Annotated in this window: 19 protein-coding genes and 1 other RNA gene; 14 read left to right on the top strand and 6 right to left on the bottom strand. The window is 41.9% G+C overall.

Annotated elements, in window-relative coordinates; translation table 11 throughout:
* Positions 1 to 44 precede the first annotated feature (44 nt).
* Positions 45 to 1637, top strand: a complete 1593-nt coding sequence (locus RHM67_RS12895) for a M1 family metallopeptidase (protein ID WP_322227170.1) — start codon at positions 45 to 47, stop codon at positions 1635 to 1637.
* Positions 1638 to 1804: 167 nt separating this feature from the next.
* On the opposite strand, the gene rpmA is transcribed toward RHM67_RS12895, so the two are convergent.
* The 4 genes from rpmA to RHM67_RS12915 all read right to left on the bottom strand — a co-directional run bounded on the left by rpmA (position 1805) and on the right by RHM67_RS12915 (position 4618).
* Positions 1805 to 2236 (bottom strand): 50S ribosomal protein L27, encoded by a 432-nt coding sequence (gene rpmA / locus RHM67_RS12900; RefSeq protein WP_322227172.1) that lies wholly within the window; start codon positions 2234 to 2236, stop codon positions 1805 to 1807.
* 47 nt (positions 2237 to 2283) lie between these two features.
* Positions 2284 to 2592, bottom strand: coding sequence for a 50S ribosomal protein L21 (gene rplU / locus RHM67_RS12905; protein ID WP_252757007.1), 309 nt, complete (start codon positions 2590 to 2592; stop codon positions 2284 to 2286).
* Between the two features lie 68 nt (positions 2593 to 2660).
* A complete protein-coding gene (locus RHM67_RS12910) occupies positions 2661 to 3164 on the bottom strand; it encodes a hypothetical protein (RefSeq protein ID WP_322227173.1) in 504 nt (167 codons plus the stop codon).
* A gap of 56 nt (positions 3165 to 3220) precedes the next feature.
* The gene (locus RHM67_RS12915) at positions 3221 to 4618 is read right to left on the bottom strand and encodes a dicarboxylate/amino acid:cation symporter (RefSeq protein ID WP_322227174.1); all 1398 of its coding nucleotides are present in this window, start codon (positions 4616 to 4618) and stop codon (positions 3221 to 3223) included.
* Between the two features lie 91 nt (positions 4619 to 4709).
* Here RHM67_RS12915 and RHM67_RS12920 point away from each other — a divergent pair, with 91 nt between their 5' ends.
* Genes RHM67_RS12920 through RHM67_RS12935 form a run of 4 tightly spaced genes read left to right on the top strand, consistent with a single transcriptional unit; the run spans position 4710 to position 6883 of the window.
* Complete coding sequence (locus tag RHM67_RS12920; protein ID WP_322227176.1) at positions 4710 to 5237, top strand: hypothetical protein; 528 nt, start codon at positions 4710 to 4712, stop codon at positions 5235 to 5237.
* Between the two features lie 43 nt (positions 5238 to 5280).
* Positions 5281 to 5778 (top strand): RNA polymerase sigma factor, encoded by a 498-nt coding sequence (locus RHM67_RS12925; RefSeq protein WP_322227177.1) that lies wholly within the window; start codon positions 5281 to 5283, stop codon positions 5776 to 5778.
* Positions 5765 to 6355 (top strand): hypothetical protein, encoded by a 591-nt coding sequence (locus tag RHM67_RS12930; protein ID WP_322227178.1) that lies wholly within the window; start codon positions 5765 to 5767, stop codon positions 6353 to 6355. The genes RHM67_RS12925 and RHM67_RS12930 overlap by 14 nt, the downstream gene beginning before the upstream one ends.
* Before the next feature lie 3 nt (positions 6356 to 6358).
* On the top strand, positions 6359 to 6883 hold the full coding sequence (locus RHM67_RS12935) for a GNAT family N-acetyltransferase (RefSeq protein ID WP_322227180.1): 525 nt from the start codon (positions 6359 to 6361) through the stop codon (positions 6881 to 6883).
* Positions 6884 to 6978: 95 nt separating this feature from the next.
* Here RHM67_RS12935 and dinB read toward each other — a convergent pair whose 3' ends face one another.
* Positions 6979 to 8154 (bottom strand): DNA polymerase IV, encoded by a 1176-nt coding sequence (dinB, locus tag RHM67_RS12940; protein WP_322227181.1) that lies wholly within the window; start codon positions 8152 to 8154, stop codon positions 6979 to 6981.
* A 71-nt stretch (positions 8155 to 8225) separates the two neighbouring features.
* Between dinB and RHM67_RS12945 the strand changes: the two genes are divergently transcribed.
* The 3 genes from RHM67_RS12945 (at position 8226) to RHM67_RS12955 (ending at position 10185) form a co-directional block, all read left to right on the top strand.
* A complete protein-coding gene (locus RHM67_RS12945; RefSeq protein WP_322227182.1) occupies positions 8226 to 8825 on the top strand; it encodes a 2'-5' RNA ligase family protein in 600 nt (199 codons plus the stop codon).
* A 191-nt stretch (positions 8826 to 9016) separates the two neighbouring features.
* Positions 9017 to 9115: signal recognition particle sRNA small type (ffs, locus tag RHM67_RS12950), an RNA gene on the top strand.
* Between the two features lie 110 nt (positions 9116 to 9225).
* The gene (locus RHM67_RS12955; protein WP_322227183.1) at positions 9226 to 10185 is read left to right on the top strand and encodes a YpdA family putative bacillithiol disulfide reductase; all 960 of its coding nucleotides are present in this window, start codon (positions 9226 to 9228) and stop codon (positions 10183 to 10185) included.
* Here the strand turns inward: RHM67_RS12955 and RHM67_RS12960 are convergent.
* Positions 10182 to 10691, bottom strand: coding sequence for a 2'-5' RNA ligase family protein (locus tag RHM67_RS12960; RefSeq protein ID WP_322227184.1), 510 nt, complete (start codon positions 10689 to 10691; stop codon positions 10182 to 10184). The two genes, RHM67_RS12955 and RHM67_RS12960, sit on opposite strands and share 4 nt — an antisense overlap.
* Positions 10692 to 11037: 346 nt before the next feature.
* Between RHM67_RS12960 and RHM67_RS12965 the strand changes: the two genes are divergently transcribed.
* The 6 genes from RHM67_RS12965 to RHM67_RS12990 are packed head-to-tail and all read left to right on the top strand — an operon-like array spanning position 11038 to position 15800.
* On the top strand, positions 11038 to 11685 hold the full coding sequence (locus RHM67_RS12965) for a GNAT family N-acetyltransferase (RefSeq protein WP_322227185.1): 648 nt from the start codon (positions 11038 to 11040) through the stop codon (positions 11683 to 11685).
* Between the two features lie 11 nt (positions 11686 to 11696).
* Positions 11697 to 12059: a four helix bundle protein gene (locus RHM67_RS12970; RefSeq protein WP_322227186.1), complete on the top strand. Its 363-nt coding sequence runs from the start codon at positions 11697 to 11699 to the stop codon at positions 12057 to 12059.
* A 30-nt stretch (positions 12060 to 12089) separates the two neighbouring features.
* The gene (gene argG / locus RHM67_RS12975; RefSeq protein ID WP_322227187.1) at positions 12090 to 13283 is read left to right on the top strand and encodes an argininosuccinate synthase; all 1194 of its coding nucleotides are present in this window, start codon (positions 12090 to 12092) and stop codon (positions 13281 to 13283) included.
* A 2-nt stretch (positions 13284 to 13285) separates the two neighbouring features.
* Positions 13286 to 13636: a cupin domain-containing protein gene (locus RHM67_RS12980; protein ID WP_322227188.1), complete on the top strand. Its 351-nt coding sequence runs from the start codon at positions 13286 to 13288 to the stop codon at positions 13634 to 13636.
* Positions 13617 to 14612, top strand: a complete 996-nt coding sequence (gene argC / locus RHM67_RS12985; RefSeq protein WP_322227189.1) for an N-acetyl-gamma-glutamyl-phosphate reductase — start codon at positions 13617 to 13619, stop codon at positions 14610 to 14612. Before RHM67_RS12980 ends, argC begins: the two co-directional genes overlap by 20 nt.
* Positions 14613 to 14669: 57 nt before the next feature.
* Complete coding sequence (locus tag RHM67_RS12990; protein WP_322227190.1) at positions 14670 to 15800, top strand: aspartate aminotransferase family protein; 1131 nt, start codon at positions 14670 to 14672, stop codon at positions 15798 to 15800.
* Positions 15801 to 15818: the final 18 nt, after the last annotated feature.

A 15818-nucleotide genomic window follows, 5' to 3' on the forward strand; every position in this document is an offset into this window, starting at 1 on the left:
AAAAACTATTACGAATATCGCTTAGATTAGGATAATTAAAAATCATGATACACAAAACCTACCTCCTCGCATCACTTTTACTTACGTGCTTTTTCGCAACAAAAGCCCAAACCTCCGGTGGCAAGCTTAAACCTGAGCAGGCTATAATGGATGTGCGCCATTACACCATCGCGCTAAATATGGATTTCGCTACCAAATCGGTAAGCGGTTCTACCGTTATCGATGTTATTATGGCGCAGCCGACTAAAGTGTTGATATTGGATTTATTGGATTCCCTGCATGTGAGCGCGGTATTAGTAAACGGCAAAAGCGCGCCATTCAATCATAAAAACGGTTTGATCACCATTAACCTGGCAAAGCAGTTAGCCGCCGGTAAGGCAAGTATTAAAGTGCTCTATGCCGGCCAGCCGCGCATCGCCAAAAATCCACCTTGGGACGATGGCTTCACCTGGACTCAGGATTCTACCGGCCACAAATGGCTTGCAGTAACTGCCGAAGCTACCGGTGGCAAGATCTTCTTCCCTTGCAAAGACCACCCAAGTGACGAGCCGAATGAAGGTGCCGATATGTTTATTACTGTGCCAAAGGATTTGGTTGTTGCAGGCCCCGGCTTGTTAAAAGGTGTGAGCAAAAAAGGTACTACAGCAACTTACCATTGGCAAACTAAATACAGCATCAATAACTATAGTATTGTATTTAACGCGGGCGATTACGAGGTGGTAAAAGGTAGTTACAAGTCGGTTTTAGGTAATGTTGTATCGGTGCAGTTCTATGTATTAAAATACCATGCCGCGCAGGCACCACATTTTATTGATATGGTGATCAAAGCCGCGCAATCAAAAGAAAGGTACTTTGGCGAATACCCATGGGCTAAAGAGAAACTGGGCATTGCCGAAACCCCTCACCTGGGTATGGAGCACCAAAGCATGAACGCTTATGGTAACAAATTCAGGTATAGCAAAGTTGGCGGGCAGGATTTCGACTGGCTGATGTTCCACGAGTTTGGGCACGAGTGGTGGGGTAATAAAGTAACCGCCCGCGATTGGGCCGATTACTGGATCCATGAAGGTATTGATACTTATGCCGATGCATTACCCTATCTTGATCTGGAAGGTAAAGCTTCTTACATCAAACACTTTAAACAATCTGCTTTTGGTATTGCAAACAAACAGCCTATTGTGTTAGGTAAAGATATTGACGAAGCATCAGCCTATAACAATGATATATATGTAAAGGGTGCCTACTTTATGCACACATTGCATTACGTAATGGGCGATAGCCTTTTCTTCCCAACACTAAAGGGTTTTGCAACTGATGCCCGGTTCACTTACGACCATCAGAACGTTACTGATGATGCCGAGCAATACTTTAGCAAGGCCTACGGCAAATCACTAAAACCTTTATTCGATTTTTATCTGCGTACCACTAACAAGCTGGAAGTTAGCGTAAAAGCAAGGCCAAGAGACAAATACCTCATCACGTTGCTAAATATTGACACCGAGTTGCCTGTTGATATTACTACCGATGCGGGTACTAAGCGAATGACGCTAACCCCAAAAGGGATAACCATTGAAAGTAAAATCACCCCGGTTATTGATGCCGATGGCTGGTATTTGAAAAAAGTTATATTGGAGTAGGTATGTTCCGAAACGTCATTGGAGGTACGAAGCAATCTCTTCGCTATACAGAGCCACTCGTCCTAAAGAGATTGCTTCGTACGCAATGACGGGTTATAACCCCCCCCCAATAAAAAGCCCTTATCAAATTGATAAGGGCTTTTTATATTATATGAGCTTCTGCTTAATTATTCAGCAGCTGCTTCTTCAGCATCAGTTGCTGATTCTTTTTTTGCTTTTGGTGCTGCTGCTTTCTTAGCTTTTGGAGCCTCTTCAGCTACTTCTTCAACTGCAATAGGCGCTTCAACTTCTTTCGCTTTTGGCTCAGCTTTAACAGCTGGTACCGGTGCTGCAACTGGTGCTACTTCAAAAGGGATAACAGAAACGTATGAACGGTTGTCTGCTTTCTTTTTGAATACTACGTTACCTGCTTTTAAAGCAAATAATGTATGATCTTTACCGATACCTACGTTAAGGCCCGGATTATGTTTGGTACCACGTTGGCGAACGATGATATTACCTGCAATTGCTGGCTGACCACCGAAAATTTTGATACCTAAACGCTTGCTATGTGATTCGCGGCCGTTTCTTGAACTACCGGCCCCTTTTTTGTGTGCCATTTCTTAATTTCTTTTGTGACCCTGTGACCGAGTCGGTTAAAATTTAATTATAATGTTATACCGGTGATCTCGATCTTGGTAAATTGCTGACGGTGACCATTTTTCTTCTGGTAACCTTTTCTGCGTTTCTTTTTGAAGATAATTACTTTATCACCCTTTAAATGAGACACGATCTTAGCTGATACTTTAGCGCTTTTCAAATCAGAACCTAATTTGAAGCTACCTTCGTTTTCTGCTAACAACACATTGTCAAATTCAATATTAGCGCCCTCATCCCCTTGTAAACGGTGTACAAAGATCTGCTGGTCTTTCACAACTTTAAACTGTTGCCCGGCTATACTTACTATTGCGTACATTGTTGATTAATTATTGTTTTAAATTTTGAGGTGCAAATATATGGATTAACAAATTAATATGCAAGGCACTATTTACTATTTCTTTGGCGTGCTTCTGCTTCAGATAATACATTTTGAATTTCTTTGATCAGCCTTTCATTCGCATCCTTTAGCTTATCGTGCCCATTAAAGGATGCATCGTACATCACCTTCTTAGTTTTGCGCAGGTAATTAAACTGTATTACAAACCTTGGTACATGCCCCTTTACATCGGGATTAAGCTCGTTTGCCGGAAAATCCCAGAAACCCAGGTCGGCAGCTTTGCGATGCAGGTATAAAAGGTCGTCTTTGCTTAATTTAAGCTTCACCTTCACCAATGAATCGCGCCTGTTAACAAACTGGTACTCCCCCGTTTTTGAATCGAAAATGTTGTTTAGCGTATCGCCATAACCATACTCGAAACGTATGGATTGAAACTCAGAGAACTTATAAGGCGCGTTTTTGATCATCATACCGTAGTAGTAAAAACAATAGAGTAAAAACGGCACGATGATACTTGCAACGAGGAATATTTTTTTAGATTTAGTAACCATTATAGGTATTTATTGAATTATTGATTTAGAGATTAAACTTAGTTATTCGAAATTCATTATTCAATGTTCGATATTTCATTTCCACCGCTCAGTTCCCCTTCCCATTTGCTTACCACCGCTGTTGCCATAGCGTTACCTAAAACGTTTGTAGCAGAACGGCCCATATCAAGTAGTGGATCAATACCGATTAAAAGCGCAAGGCCTGCCTCGGGAATATTGAACATGGAAATAGTACCGGCAATAACAACAAGCGATGCGCGTGGCACACCGGCAATACCTTTACTGGTAATCATCAGCACCAGCAGCATAGATAATTGCTGCACAAACGATAGATGGATATTATAAGATTGCGCCAGGAATAGCGACGCGAAGGTCATGTACATCATAGATCCATCGAGGTTAAACGAATAACCTAAAGGCAGCACAAAGCTTACAATTTTGTTATTACAGCCAAAGCGCTCCAGCTCCAACAATACTTTTGGATAGGCGGCCTCACTGGTAGAGGTACTGAACGCGATAAGCATCGCATCCTTAATACGGCCTACCAAACTAAATGCTCTTCCCTGCAATACTACCGATGCTGCAAGGATGATCACCAGCCATAACACCAACAAGGAGAAATAAAACTCACCTATGAATATAGCATAGGTGGACAGGATACTTAACCCCTGCTTCGCGATTATTGCTGTAATAGCACCAAATACGGCTAATGGTGCAAGCTGCATTACATAGCCGGTTATCTTTAATATAACATGTGCAATAGCATCCATGGCTTTGATAACTACTTCGCCTTTTTCGCCGATGGCGGCAGTACCCACACCAAAAAATAGCGAGAAGATCACAATCTGCAAAATCTCGTTATTAGCCATCGCCTCTATAAAACTCTTAGGAAATACGTGCCCAATAAAATCGCGCAGCGAAAGTGCGGTCTTTTGTATTCCTGTAGATAAGTGGCTATCCGGTAATGGCAAGTGCATAGCCTCGCCGGGCTTGAAAAAGTTAACCAATAGCATACCCAAAGCCAGGGACACCAGCGTTGCGCTTAAAAACCAAAGCAATGTTTTACCACCAATACGGCCAACTGCGCTAATATCGCCCACTTTAGCCACACCAACTACGAGGGTGGTAAATACCAATGGCGCTACAATCATTTTTATTAGTCTTAGAAAGATGTCGCTTAACACCGTAAAGCCGACCAACTTGTCTTCGCGGCTGGTATCGGCAGCTTTGCGTAGAGTTACCTGAGCGGAACGGTCACCTTTAAGGGATTTGTAAACGGCAGTTGTGGTATCTTTGCTCGCCTCTAATTGCTGGTCTATTGTTTTTATATTTACCTCGGCGGCGCTTATTTTGGTATTAATATTGTTTATAACCGTAGCATTGTAAATGTATCCGGCTATAACGCCTAATACTAAGGCCACAAAAATGTACAGGGTTAGTTTGCTTTTCTGCATACGTTAATTTGGTGCCGTAAAACTACAAAAATTAAAACTATTAGCCTCACCACAACCCCTCTCCGAGAGAGAGGCTTTGAAAACTTTATATATGAGTATTACTGTCTACGGGTTACAACAAATAAAGAAGGAAGTTCAGCATTTATCGCAAGAGCAGCTTGCCGAACTATGCCTGCGACTGGTACGTTATAAAAAAGAAAATAAGGAATTGTTAGCTTACCTCCTTTTTGAAGCTAACAACGAAAATGATTTCGTAGAAAGCATAAAAGCAGAGGCTGGGTTTATGTTTAGTCAGCTGCCTGCCCAAAGTTACTTTACCGCTAAAGGCCTGCGCAAGATATTGAAGATGCTTACCAAATACACCAAATTCATCGGCTCGAAACCCTCGGAGATTGAATTATTAATAAACTTTTGCCAGAATTACCTGCAATATGTAATTCGCCAAACATCCTATAAACCTATTAGGTTGATACTAATAAGGCAAATTGAGAAGGTAAAAACATCCATCAGCAAATTACATGAAGACCTGCAATTCGATTACAGCCAGGACTATAACAAACTTTTAGAAGATGCCGAAGGCAAATTGCCCTGGTTTAATAAAAAAAGTTACTTGTTGTAACATTAATGGTGTTAATTTGTCCAACTAAAAATTAACTAATCAGGTGGCCGACAGAGAAGACGCTTTCAGGAAAATATACGAAGCCAATTCGAAGAAAATTTACCATTTGTGCTATGGTTATACCGGCGATGATGATGCTGCTAACGACCTACTGCAGGAAACCTTTTTAAAGGTTTGGCAAAATCTGCACAAGTTTCGTAACCAGGCGCTCATCTCTACCTGGATCTATCGAATAGCGGTAAACACCTGCCTAACTTATTTACGATCAGAAAAACGACAAGCCAAAGATGAGCTGACACCGGCAATTGCCGATAATAAACCAGAAGTATTTTCGGAAAAGAACGAGCAGGTTACTTTGCTGTACATGTGTATCTCCAAACTGGAAGAGTCGGAAAGAATTATCATAACATTGGTGCTTGATGAAGTGCCGTACCCCGAAATTGCAGAAGTTTCGGGTATATCAGAGGGGAATTTGAGGGTGAAGATCTATCGCATTAAACAAAAATTGACAGAGTTATACAATCAGCATGAAAGACTTTGATCATTTAATGTCGGTTTGGCAGGCGCAGCCAAAAAAAGAGCATTTATCTGTTGATGAAGTGCTTAAGCAGGTGAAGAACGGCGTGCGCAGTTTAACAAACCGTATATATTGGAGTATTGTGGCCATGGTTATAATAATTGCATTTGCATTTATTATAACATTGTTTGGCGCGTTTAACTCTTGGGTTACCACCGTGGGTATTATTATTGTGTTGGTTACTATGCTGATGTACCTGACATTAATTATAAGGCACTACCACATCCTGAGCAAGCGTGATGCTACAGTTAACCCTACCGAATATCTCCACAGTTTAAAAGAGTATCAGCGTAACCGCAGCAAAGTTATTGGCTGGTTCTATTACATCTACACATTACTAATAAGCGGAGGCCTTGCGCTCTATTTTGTAGAGGTATTGCAAAACGCCTCAGCTACTTTTAAAGGAGTTACTTATGGTTCTATTATTATATGGTTTTTGTTTACAACATTCTATCTAAAACCAAGGATGTTTAAAAACGAGGAAGAGAAACTAAACCTGATGATAGACCGCCTTGTTCGCCTGCAGGAGCAATTTGATTAATTAATGACCCATCCTATCCAAATAAAATCGGTAAGCATTAATGATGCCGCTACCCTACTTGAGCTAAGCCGAAAAACATTTTTCGACGCATTTCTGCACCGCAATAATGCGGCAGATATGGCGGCCTACTCCTTAACAGCCTTTACCCTGCCAAAATTTGAGAACGAATTAAGTAACCCAAATTCGCAATTCTACTTTGTTTGGGTTGATAATGCAATTGTGGGGTATCTCAAACTCAATTACAACTTTGCCCAAACCGAATTTCAAGACCCTGAAGCGCTGGAGATAGAGCGCATTTATGTGCTAAGTAATTTTCAAGGCCAGCAAATTGGGAAACTATTGATAGAATTTGCAATCCAAATCGCTATAGATCAAAGCCTAAAATACATCTGGCTTGGCGTTTGGGAACACAATACCAAAGCCATCAGCTTTTATAAAAACAAAGGCTTTGAGCAATTCGGCAGCCACCTGTTTATGCTAGGGAATGATGAGCAGACGGATATTTTGATGAGGCTTGACCTTTATTAAAGAGCCTTTTCTCCGCGCGTAATTGCGAGATTCTGTGTATATCAACACAGAATCTCGCAATTACGCGGGTTTTAATTAGCATTTGTATACCCCTTCTAAAACGGATTAAACGTCCTCGCCCCAATCTCCATCCCGGCTGCACGGCAAACTGTTTTATCGCCAAACCTGAAATTGATATCATCCATAGCCTTGTAAAGTTTTATTCGCTCCTCGTTATCTTCAAACAGGTTTATCTGGTAGCTGCCGGTGCAGAGGTTGCTTAGCTTAACACCTATCAGTCGGATGGGCCGGTGCTGGTTCCAAGCCTTATAAAGCAGGTTTTTAATACCGGGGATAAGGATATGCTCGGCAGCGGTAAGGGCGATCTTAGTTTGTTGGGTATGTGTTTCAAAGTTGGCGTAACGGATCTTAATAGCCAGGCAAGATGATACCTTATTCTCGCGGCGTAGCTTTCCGGCCAGTTCCTCCGTCATGCTTACCAGTACGTTTTCTAATGTACGCTTGTCATTAACGTCATTATGGAAAGTAGTTTCGGTCGAGATCGATTTGCGGTCGCTGTGTGGGATGATCTCGCTGTCGTCTATTCCGTTAGCTTTGTTGTAAATATATAAACCCATTTTACCGAATACCGCTTCGAGGAATTTCAGGTTAACCCGCTGCAGGTCGCCTATTTTTTCGATGCCGTACTGGTAAAGCTTTTGGCAGGCACTTTCACCAAGTCCGGGGATCTTGCCAATATTTAGCGGCGCTAAAAAAGCTTTCTCCTCGCCATGTTTTATCCAAAGCTGCCCGTTTGGCTTTGCCTGGTTGGTTGCCATTTTGGCTATTGTTTTGCCCGATGCCATACCGAAAGAAATAGGCAGCCCTGTTTCGCGGATAACCTTTTGCCTTAACTCGCAGGCCAACTTGAACGGATCATGAAAACGCTCCATCCCGCTCAGGTCTATATAGAACTCATCTACCGACGATTTTTGGTAAAGCGGCACCATATCATGGATAATTTGCGTAACCTCTCGCGAAGCCTCCGAATAACGCCCATGCGTGCCGTGGATCACTATAGCTTGCGGGCAAAGCTTTAACGCTTGCCTTGTAGGCATAGCCGAATGCACGCCAAACTTACGCGCCTCGTAACTGCACGAAGCCACCACACCTCTATCTGCCGAGCCGCCTATAATAACGGGCTTGCCGATGAGTGAAGGATTGAATTTTCGCTCTACAGATACGAAGAATGAATCGAGGTCGATATGTACAATATGCCGCTTAGCATCCATGCACAAATATGAAAATATAATTTGAATTGCTAAAATAATTAGTAAAATTTGCATCGATAATTGACCGATATATGACCAGCTATTCCGACTATCTTTTTCTCCTCTCACCACCCGAACCTGTTAAAGAGCTTATCGGCAAATACAAAAAAGCATCGGCAAAGCACATTGGTAATTTCAAAAGCATGGATGCGCCCGCCCATATCTCGGTAATACATATGGAACGCCAAAAGCCGTATTATGCCGATCATACCGTATCTCAAATTGAACGGGCCATTAACATCATGCCGCCGGTTTTGCTTCATATCGACGGGTTTAAATATTTTAGTCACCTGCATAGCCAATACACTATTTATGCGCACATCCGCATTACCCCTGCGGTGGATGCCTGGTTTACCCTGCTCAAGAAAAACCTGAGCATCCGCAAAACGCTGGTGCCGCATGTAACCGTAGTTCGGAATGTTTCTGAGGCTGATTTCAAAACGCTGTGGCCGCATTTTAAACATAAAAAAGTTATTGAGCCATTTTGGATCAAAGAACTAAAAATAGTAAAGCGTGAAACGTTTGGCGGCTCACTAAAATGGGAGGCATTTAAAACTTTCGGGGTTAGAGGGATGAGAAATTTAGAGGTGGTAAATAATAAGGAAGTACGGAAGCAAATAAACTTATTTTAGATTTTTTGTCATCCTGAGCGATAGCGAAGTATCTAATGTACAACATGCATATCGGCGAGTAGATGCTTCACTATCGTTCAGCATGACAAGTGGTTTAATTTTACCCACTGATTATCAACACCTCCACTCTTCAATTTCCTTTTTTAATAATTTTTTAACCTAAAATGCATCCTTTTTCTATCTTTGCAGCGGGATAAGTCTTTTACGGCCAGCTCCTCTTGAACTCCCCCAGGGTGGGAACACAGCAAGGGTAGAGAGTTGAGCGGCGCGATAAAAGTAGCTTATCCCATTTTTTTTTCTTTTTTTTCTGAAAGGCAGTCTATCCGCAACAACTTCGAAATTTTACATTCGGCATTCATTATTCGATATTACTTAGCCGTAATCTGCCTATCTTCGCCTTATGCTCGATATATTCATTATTGGCGGTGGCCCCATTGGTTTAGCATGCGGACTTGCAGCACAAAAAGCCGGTTTAAGTTTTGTTATTGTGGAGAAAGGCTGCCTGGTAAATTCACTTTACAACTACCCTTCTACCATGACTTTCTTCTCCACTTCGGAGAAACTGGAGATTGGCGGTGTGCCGTTTGTTACCGTGCACAACAAACCCACCCGTAATGATGCTTTAGAGTATTATCGCCGTGTAGCGTTATCAAATAATCTTCCGCTTAATTTATTTGAAGAAGTTACCAATGTAAAATCAATTCATAGTGGTTACGAGATAGTGACGAGCAAAACCACATACCGGGCTAAAAAAGTGATCCTGTCGACCGGGTTTTATGATATAGCCGTTAACCTTGATATCCCCGGCGAAGACCTACCTAAAGTAAAACACTACTACCAGGATCCGCATTATTACACCTCGCAAAAGGTGGTGGTTGTGGGCAGTAGTAATTCGGCTATTGACGTAGCTTTAGAAACCTACCGCAAAGGTGCTGAAGTTACTCTAGTTGTTCGTGGTGCCGAGGTAAGCAGCCGGGTTAAATATTGGGTTAGGCCTGATATTATTAACCGCATTGCAGAAGGAAGCATCAAGGCCTACTTTAATTCGAGCCTTGCAGCCGTTCGCCAAACCGAGGTTGATATTGACACGCCTGAAGGCAAGGTAACCATCCCCAATGATTTTGTTATGGCGATGACAGGTTACAAACCTAATTTCGATTTCCTGGCGAAGATAGGGATCCAGCTAACCGAAGATAAATTTATCCCAACCTATAACCCTGATACAATGGAAACCAACCAACCGGGCCTTTACCTTGCAGGTGTTGTGGTTGGTGGATTGGATACGCATCTTTGGTTTATCGAGAACTCGCGCATCCATGCAGACATGATCATAGCGGATATTTTGGCTAAACGGTGTTAACCTTTAAAATTAAAGGTTTCAATAAACTTCCACGGCCCGCCCTGGTATTCCCAAAGGCTTAGGCCGGTCGCTTGTATTTCAAAGGGTTTAAACTTGTCGGAAAGTTCTTGTAGCAATTGTTTAGCTTTTTCGGGGCTAACCTTGTTTTGTATGGTAATGTGCGGCCATAATTTATTATTGTCCTGCGGGATGAGCCATTGCTGCCACTTGGTTTGCAAATGTTTATGTAATTGTTGTAACAGGTCACTCTCTATTTTATAAGCAACACCGTTACCGATGCTCGATATGCCAGATACCTGCAAAGGCATGTTTTGATACTCTTTTACAATAGCTTTGATGTCTTCCACAATCCCTTTCCCGTTTGGCGGCAATTGGTGAAATAGCATCAGGTGGGCATCTAAAAAGTTCCGTTCGGCGGGGAAATGCTGTTTGCGTAACACATCAAAAAATAATTGTGCCTCGGGCATAATGTTAAGCGTAAGTAAAAGTGGGTTGGTTGTATTCATTAATAAATCTTAACCTCAGTATCATATTAAAAGTTTTTCTTGCATAAGTAAATTATTATGCAATAATTTGCACAAAATTTAAAAGCATAACACTTTACACATAATGATCAAACAAAACATAAACAGAATGGATACCGAGGCGTTTTTTGCTATGGTTACCACTGCTTTATTTTATTTTGTTTTATTTTTCTCTCCCACCCGACGAAGACTGTTCATCCCAAGGGTCTTAATCAGGCTTTAGTCTACCCTTTCAAAACAAAGAAGGATTATTAAACTTCTTTAAACAATGTCCCTCTAATTATTATGGCTTAAACGCCAATAATTTAACGGTAACTTTTCTATTATAATGACCATACAAGATTTTGACATAACCGTAGCCACTGCACAACATGCAGATTTTGCGGCTACGATATGTGATGAAATGGCAGAATCGGCCAAGGCACGCGGTACGGGTATTGCCCAGCGTTCGCCAGAGTATGTCGCCAATAAAATGCTGGAAGGCAAAGCTGTGATAGCATTGCATAAAGATGGTACCTGGGCGGGCTTTTGTTATATAGAAACCTGGAGCCACGGTGATTTTGTGGCCAACTCGGGTTTGATCGTAAATCCAATCTATCGTAAAGCAGGTTTGGCTAAGGCTATCAAACATAAAATATTTGAACTTTCGCGCAGTAAATACCCTCATGCTAAACTGTTTGGTTTAACAACAGGCCTTGCTGTAATGAAGATAAACTCGGAAATAGGTTACGAACCCGTTACCTACTCAGAGCTTACCCAGGACGAAGAATTTTGGAAAGGCTGCCGCAGCTGCGTTAACTACGATATTTTGATGAGTAAGGACCGCAAGAACTGTATGTGTACCGCCATGCTTTTCGACCCGGAAGTTGTTCAAAAACAATACGAAGAAAAGATGAAAAAGATTACGCATAAAGCGACACTGCTTGAGCGAATCGAAGCAGCAATCAAACGGCGGATAGAGAAAATAATTCTGTAAGGTAAAAGGTAATGAGAGATTATAAAAAACTTGATATTTGGAAAAAAGCCCACTTGTTTACAAATCAGGTGTATCAGGAAATATTACCTGTTATGCCGCCCGAAGAAAAATTTGCCTTAACCAACCAATTACGTCGATCAGTATATTCTATTCCTATGAATATTGTTGAGGGATGTGGAAAGAATACTGATAAAGATTTTACGCATTATCTTGATAATGCTTTAGGTTCGGCCCTTGAAGTAGAATACACATGTTTGTTAATTTTCGATTTAGGATATATTTCACAAGAACAACACGATTTAGTTTACCAACCCATAAACGAGATTAAAGCAATGCTTATCTCATTCATTGAATTTTTAAGAGATGGAAAATAACCTTTCACCTTTTACCTTTTACCTTTTACCATGAAAAAGAAAGTAGTACTGGCTTACAGCGGCGGATTAGATACATCATTTTGCTGCATTTATTTAACACGCGATCTGGGTTACGAGGTTCACTCAGTAATTGTAAATACAGGTGGTTTTAGCGACGAAGAGCTTAAAGGCGTTGAAGAACGAGCTTACCAAATGGGCGTTACATCTCACCACGTGGTTGATGAGACCACTAACTTCTACAATACCTGTGTGCGCTTTTTGATATACGGTAACGTTTTAAAGAACAATACCTACCCTCTTTCGGTAAGTGCCGAACGTGTTAGCCAGGCCACTGCCATTGCCAACTATGCCAAAGAAATTGGTGCTGAATATGTTGCCCATGGCAGTACAGGTGCCGGTAACGACCAGGTGCGTTTCGATATGATATTTAACATATTGGTACCCGAGGTAAAGATCATCACCCCTATTCGCGACCTTAAATTAAGTCGCGAAGCGGAAATTGAATACCTAAAGAAACACGGCGTTGAAATGAACTTCGAAAAAGCTAAGTATTCTATTAATAAAGGTATCTGGGGTACATCGGTTGGCGGTAAAGAAACTTTGACCTCCAACTTAGGTCTGCCGGAAGATGCATGGCCTACCCAGGTTACCGCATCTGAACCAAGAACTTTAGAACTGGTTTTTGAGCAAGGCGAACTGGTTGGCATCGATAACGAAAAATACGACCATCCAACAAGGGCTATACAGGCACTACAAGCCATTGCACAACCTTACGGTATTGGTCGCGATATCCACGTAGGCGATACCATCATTGGTATTAAAGGCCGTGTAGGTTTTGAGGCTGCCGCGCCGATGGTGATCATCAAAGCGCACCACACCTTAGAAAAACACGTGCTTACCAAATGGCAGCTATCATGGAAAGATCAGCTATCTGCATTTTATGGCAACTGGCTTCACGAAGGGCAGTTCCACGACCCTATTATGCGTAATATGGAGGCCTTTTTGGCTGATACACAAAAGAACGTTAGTGGTAAAGTATTTATCGAGCTGCACCCATACCGCTTCCAGGTGATCGGTATCGAATCGAAACATGACCTGATGAGCAACAAATTTGGAAGTTACGGCGAAATGAATAATTCATGGAGCGGCGAAGACGTTAAAGGGTTCTCCAAAATATTTGGTAACCAAGTAATGATATATCACAAAGTAAACGGACAGGATTAATTATGGCAAACCCCATCTTTTCGAGAAGCGAATGCTTAAGTACCTATAAATGGGGCGATGACTGCTACGGCTGGAACTATGTTGACACCGAAGCGTTATCAATAAAGCAAGAATTAATGCCGCCCGATACAGCGGAGCATTTACATTATCACGAGAAAGCCTCGCAGTTCTTTTTTATACTGAAAGGCAGGGCAACTTTTACCATCGACGGGGAGATAAGTGTTTTAAAACCCGAGCAGGGCATAGAAATTAAAGCGGGCCAAAAACACTTTGTAAGTAACAAAGAAAGCAGCGACCTGGAATTTATCCTCTACTCATCACCATCTACAAAAAATGATAGAATTAACCTCTAAAATAAAGGCAGGTATTGTTGGCGGCGCCGGTTATACAGGTGGCGAAATGCTGCGGATACTCATAAACCACCCAAATGTGGAGATCGTGTTTGTGCACAGCAACAGCAACGCGGGCAACTACGTTTACGATGTGCATACCGACTTATTTGGCGATACCGCTTTGCAATTTACCGACCAATTGGCTTACAACATTGATGTTCTTTTCCTTTGTGTTGGTCATGGTGACGCTAAGAAGTTTTTAGAGGCTAACGAAATTCCTGAACATATTAAGGTGATTGACCTGAGCCAGGATTTTAGGTTAAACCAAAATGCTGAATTTAAGAATAAAAAGTTCGTATATGGCTTGCCTGAGTTAAACCGTGAGGCTATTAAAACCGCGGCCAATATAGCCAATCCCGGTTGTTTTGCTACTTGTCTACAATTGGGTTTGTTACCGCTTGCAAGCAAAGGTTTGCTGAATAACAAGGTACACATCACGGCAACAACAGGTTCTACCGGTGCCGGGCAAAGCCTTTCTTCTACTTCTCACTTTACCTGGAGGAACGATAACCTGTCGGTTTATAAAGTTTTTAACCATCAGCATTTGGGCGAGATCGGTCAATCGCTAAGGCAATTACAAGCAGGTTTTGATAAGGAACTCAATTTTGTGCCTTATCGTGGTGGCTTTACCCGTGGTATCATTGCATCGATCTATACGGAGAGCGATTTGAGCGAAGCGGAGGTTTTAAACCTTTATAAGGAATACTATGCAGGCCACCCATTTACGCATGTAACCAATAAGGATATCGACCTCAAACAAATTGTGAATACAAATAAATGTTTCATTCAGGTTAAGAGACATGATAATAAGATCTTTATAATGAGCATAATGGATAATTTACTTAAAGGCGCGAGCGGCCAGGCAGTACAAAACATGAACATCATGTTTGGTCTGGATGAACGCGCCGGATTACGACTTAAGGCGACCGGTTTTTAAGCCGCGTTCGCCACTTTAGCGTTAGTCCATTAAGTATTAATTTATTTCAGTATTAAAATGAAATTATTCGACGTATATCCAATCAATCCAATTAATATCGTAAAAGGCGTTGGCAGCCTTGTTTATGACGACAAAGGCACCGAATATCTTGACCTTTACGGTGGGCACGCTGTTATCTCAATCGGCCACACCAACCCGTATTATGTAAAACGGTTAGCAGACCAGTTGCACCAGATAGGTTTCTATTCCAACTCGATAGAAATTCCATTACAAACCCAACTGGCAGAAAAACTGGGCCATATTTCAGGTAAGGAAGATTACCAACTATTCCTTTGTAATTCTGGTGCTGAAGCAAATGAAAATGCTTTAAAACTGGCTTCTTTCTACAACGGAAAAAGGAAAATAATCGCCTTTAAAAAGGCTTTTCACGGCCGTACTTCGCTTGCAGTTGCGGCTACCGATAATCCTAAAATTATTGCCCCGGTTAACGAAACTGATAACGTAATATTTTTGCCATGGAATGATGAGACGGCTTTGGAAGATGCTTTCAAAAACAATGAGGTGTCCTCAGTAATTATCGAAGGCATCCAGGGTGTTGGTGGGATACAAGTTGCCCCTGTTAGCTTCCTGCAAAAGATAAGGTCGCTTTGCGATGAATATAACGCCGTTTTTATTGCGGATTCCGTGCAATGTGGTTATGGCCGTACAGGCAAATTTTTCTCGCACGATTTCGCTGGTATAAATGCCGATATTTATTCCATGGCAAAAGGTATGGCTAATGGTTTCCCTATCGGCGGTATTATTATATCCCCTAAAATTGCACCTGCTTATGGTATGCTGGGCACAACGTTCGGTGGTAACCATTTGGCTTGTGCCGCGGGTTTAGCTGTGTTAGAAGTTATAGAACGCGACAACCTGATGCAAAACGCAGCAGAGGTTGGTGCTTATTTGATAGAGGAGTTAAAGAAATTCAATAAAGTAAAAGAAGTTCGCGGCCGTGGCCTGATGATCGGTATTGATCTGCCCGAAGAACTAGGCAATATTAAAAAAGACTTACTGTTTAAACACAAGATATTCACCGGCGAAGCCAAACCAAACGTGGTTAGGTTGCTGCCTGCATTGAATTTAACAAAAGCTCATGCGGATAGGTTCCTGGAAGCTTTTGCTACAACTTTACGCCCCCTCTAAATCTCCCCCGGTTGGGGA

Source organism: Mucilaginibacter sp. 5C4, assembly GCF_034345625.1.
Taxonomy (GTDB): domain Bacteria; phylum Bacteroidota; class Bacteroidia; order Sphingobacteriales; family Sphingobacteriaceae; genus Mucilaginibacter; species Mucilaginibacter aurantiaciroseus.

Coding starts and splice junctions, on each gene's coding strand:
- RHM67_RS12980 (WP_322227188.1), top strand. CDS start 13,286: ATGGCAAACCCCATCTTTTCGAGAAGCGAATGCTTAAGTACCTATAAA.
- RHM67_RS12935 (WP_322227180.1), top strand. CDS start 6,359: ATGACCCATCCTATCCAAATAAAATCGGTAAGCATTAATGATGCCGCT.
- RHM67_RS12895 (WP_322227170.1), top strand. CDS start 45: ATGATACACAAAACCTACCTCCTCGCATCACTTTTACTTACGTGCTTT.
- RHM67_RS12990 (WP_322227190.1), top strand. CDS start 14,670: ATGAAATTATTCGACGTATATCCAATCAATCCAATTAATATCGTAAAA.
- RHM67_RS12930 (WP_322227178.1), top strand. CDS start 5,765: ATGAAAGACTTTGATCATTTAATGTCGGTTTGGCAGGCGCAGCCAAAA.
- rpmA (WP_322227172.1), bottom strand. CDS start 2,236: ATGGCACACAAAAAAGGGGCCGGTAGTTCAAGAAACGGCCGCGAATCA.
- RHM67_RS12965 (WP_322227185.1), top strand. CDS start 11,038: ATGACCATACAAGATTTTGACATAACCGTAGCCACTGCACAACATGCA.
- rplU (WP_252757007.1), bottom strand. CDS start 2,592: ATGTACGCAATAGTAAGTATAGCCGGGCAACAGTTTAAAGTTGTGAAA.
- argG (WP_322227187.1), top strand. CDS start 12,090: ATGAAAAAGAAAGTAGTACTGGCTTACAGCGGCGGATTAGATACATCA.
- RHM67_RS12920 (WP_322227176.1), top strand. CDS start 4,710: ATGAGTATTACTGTCTACGGGTTACAACAAATAAAGAAGGAAGTTCAG.
- RHM67_RS12970 (WP_322227186.1), top strand. CDS start 11,697: ATGAGAGATTATAAAAAACTTGATATTTGGAAAAAAGCCCACTTGTTT.
- argC (WP_322227189.1), top strand. CDS start 13,617: ATGATAGAATTAACCTCTAAAATAAAGGCAGGTATTGTTGGCGGCGCC.
- dinB (WP_322227181.1), bottom strand. CDS start 8,154: ATGGATGCTAAGCGGCATATTGTACATATCGACCTCGATTCATTCTTC.
- RHM67_RS12910 (WP_322227173.1), bottom strand. CDS start 3,164: ATGGTTACTAAATCTAAAAAAATATTCCTCGTTGCAAGTATCATCGTG.
- RHM67_RS12960 (WP_322227184.1), bottom strand. CDS start 10,691: ATGAATACAACCAACCCACTTTTACTTACGCTTAACATTATGCCCGAG.
- RHM67_RS12955 (WP_322227183.1), top strand. CDS start 9,226: ATGCTCGATATATTCATTATTGGCGGTGGCCCCATTGGTTTAGCATGC.
- RHM67_RS12945 (WP_322227182.1), top strand. CDS start 8,226: ATGACCAGCTATTCCGACTATCTTTTTCTCCTCTCACCACCCGAACCT.
- RHM67_RS12915 (WP_322227174.1), bottom strand. CDS start 4,618: ATGCAGAAAAGCAAACTAACCCTGTACATTTTTGTGGCCTTAGTATTA.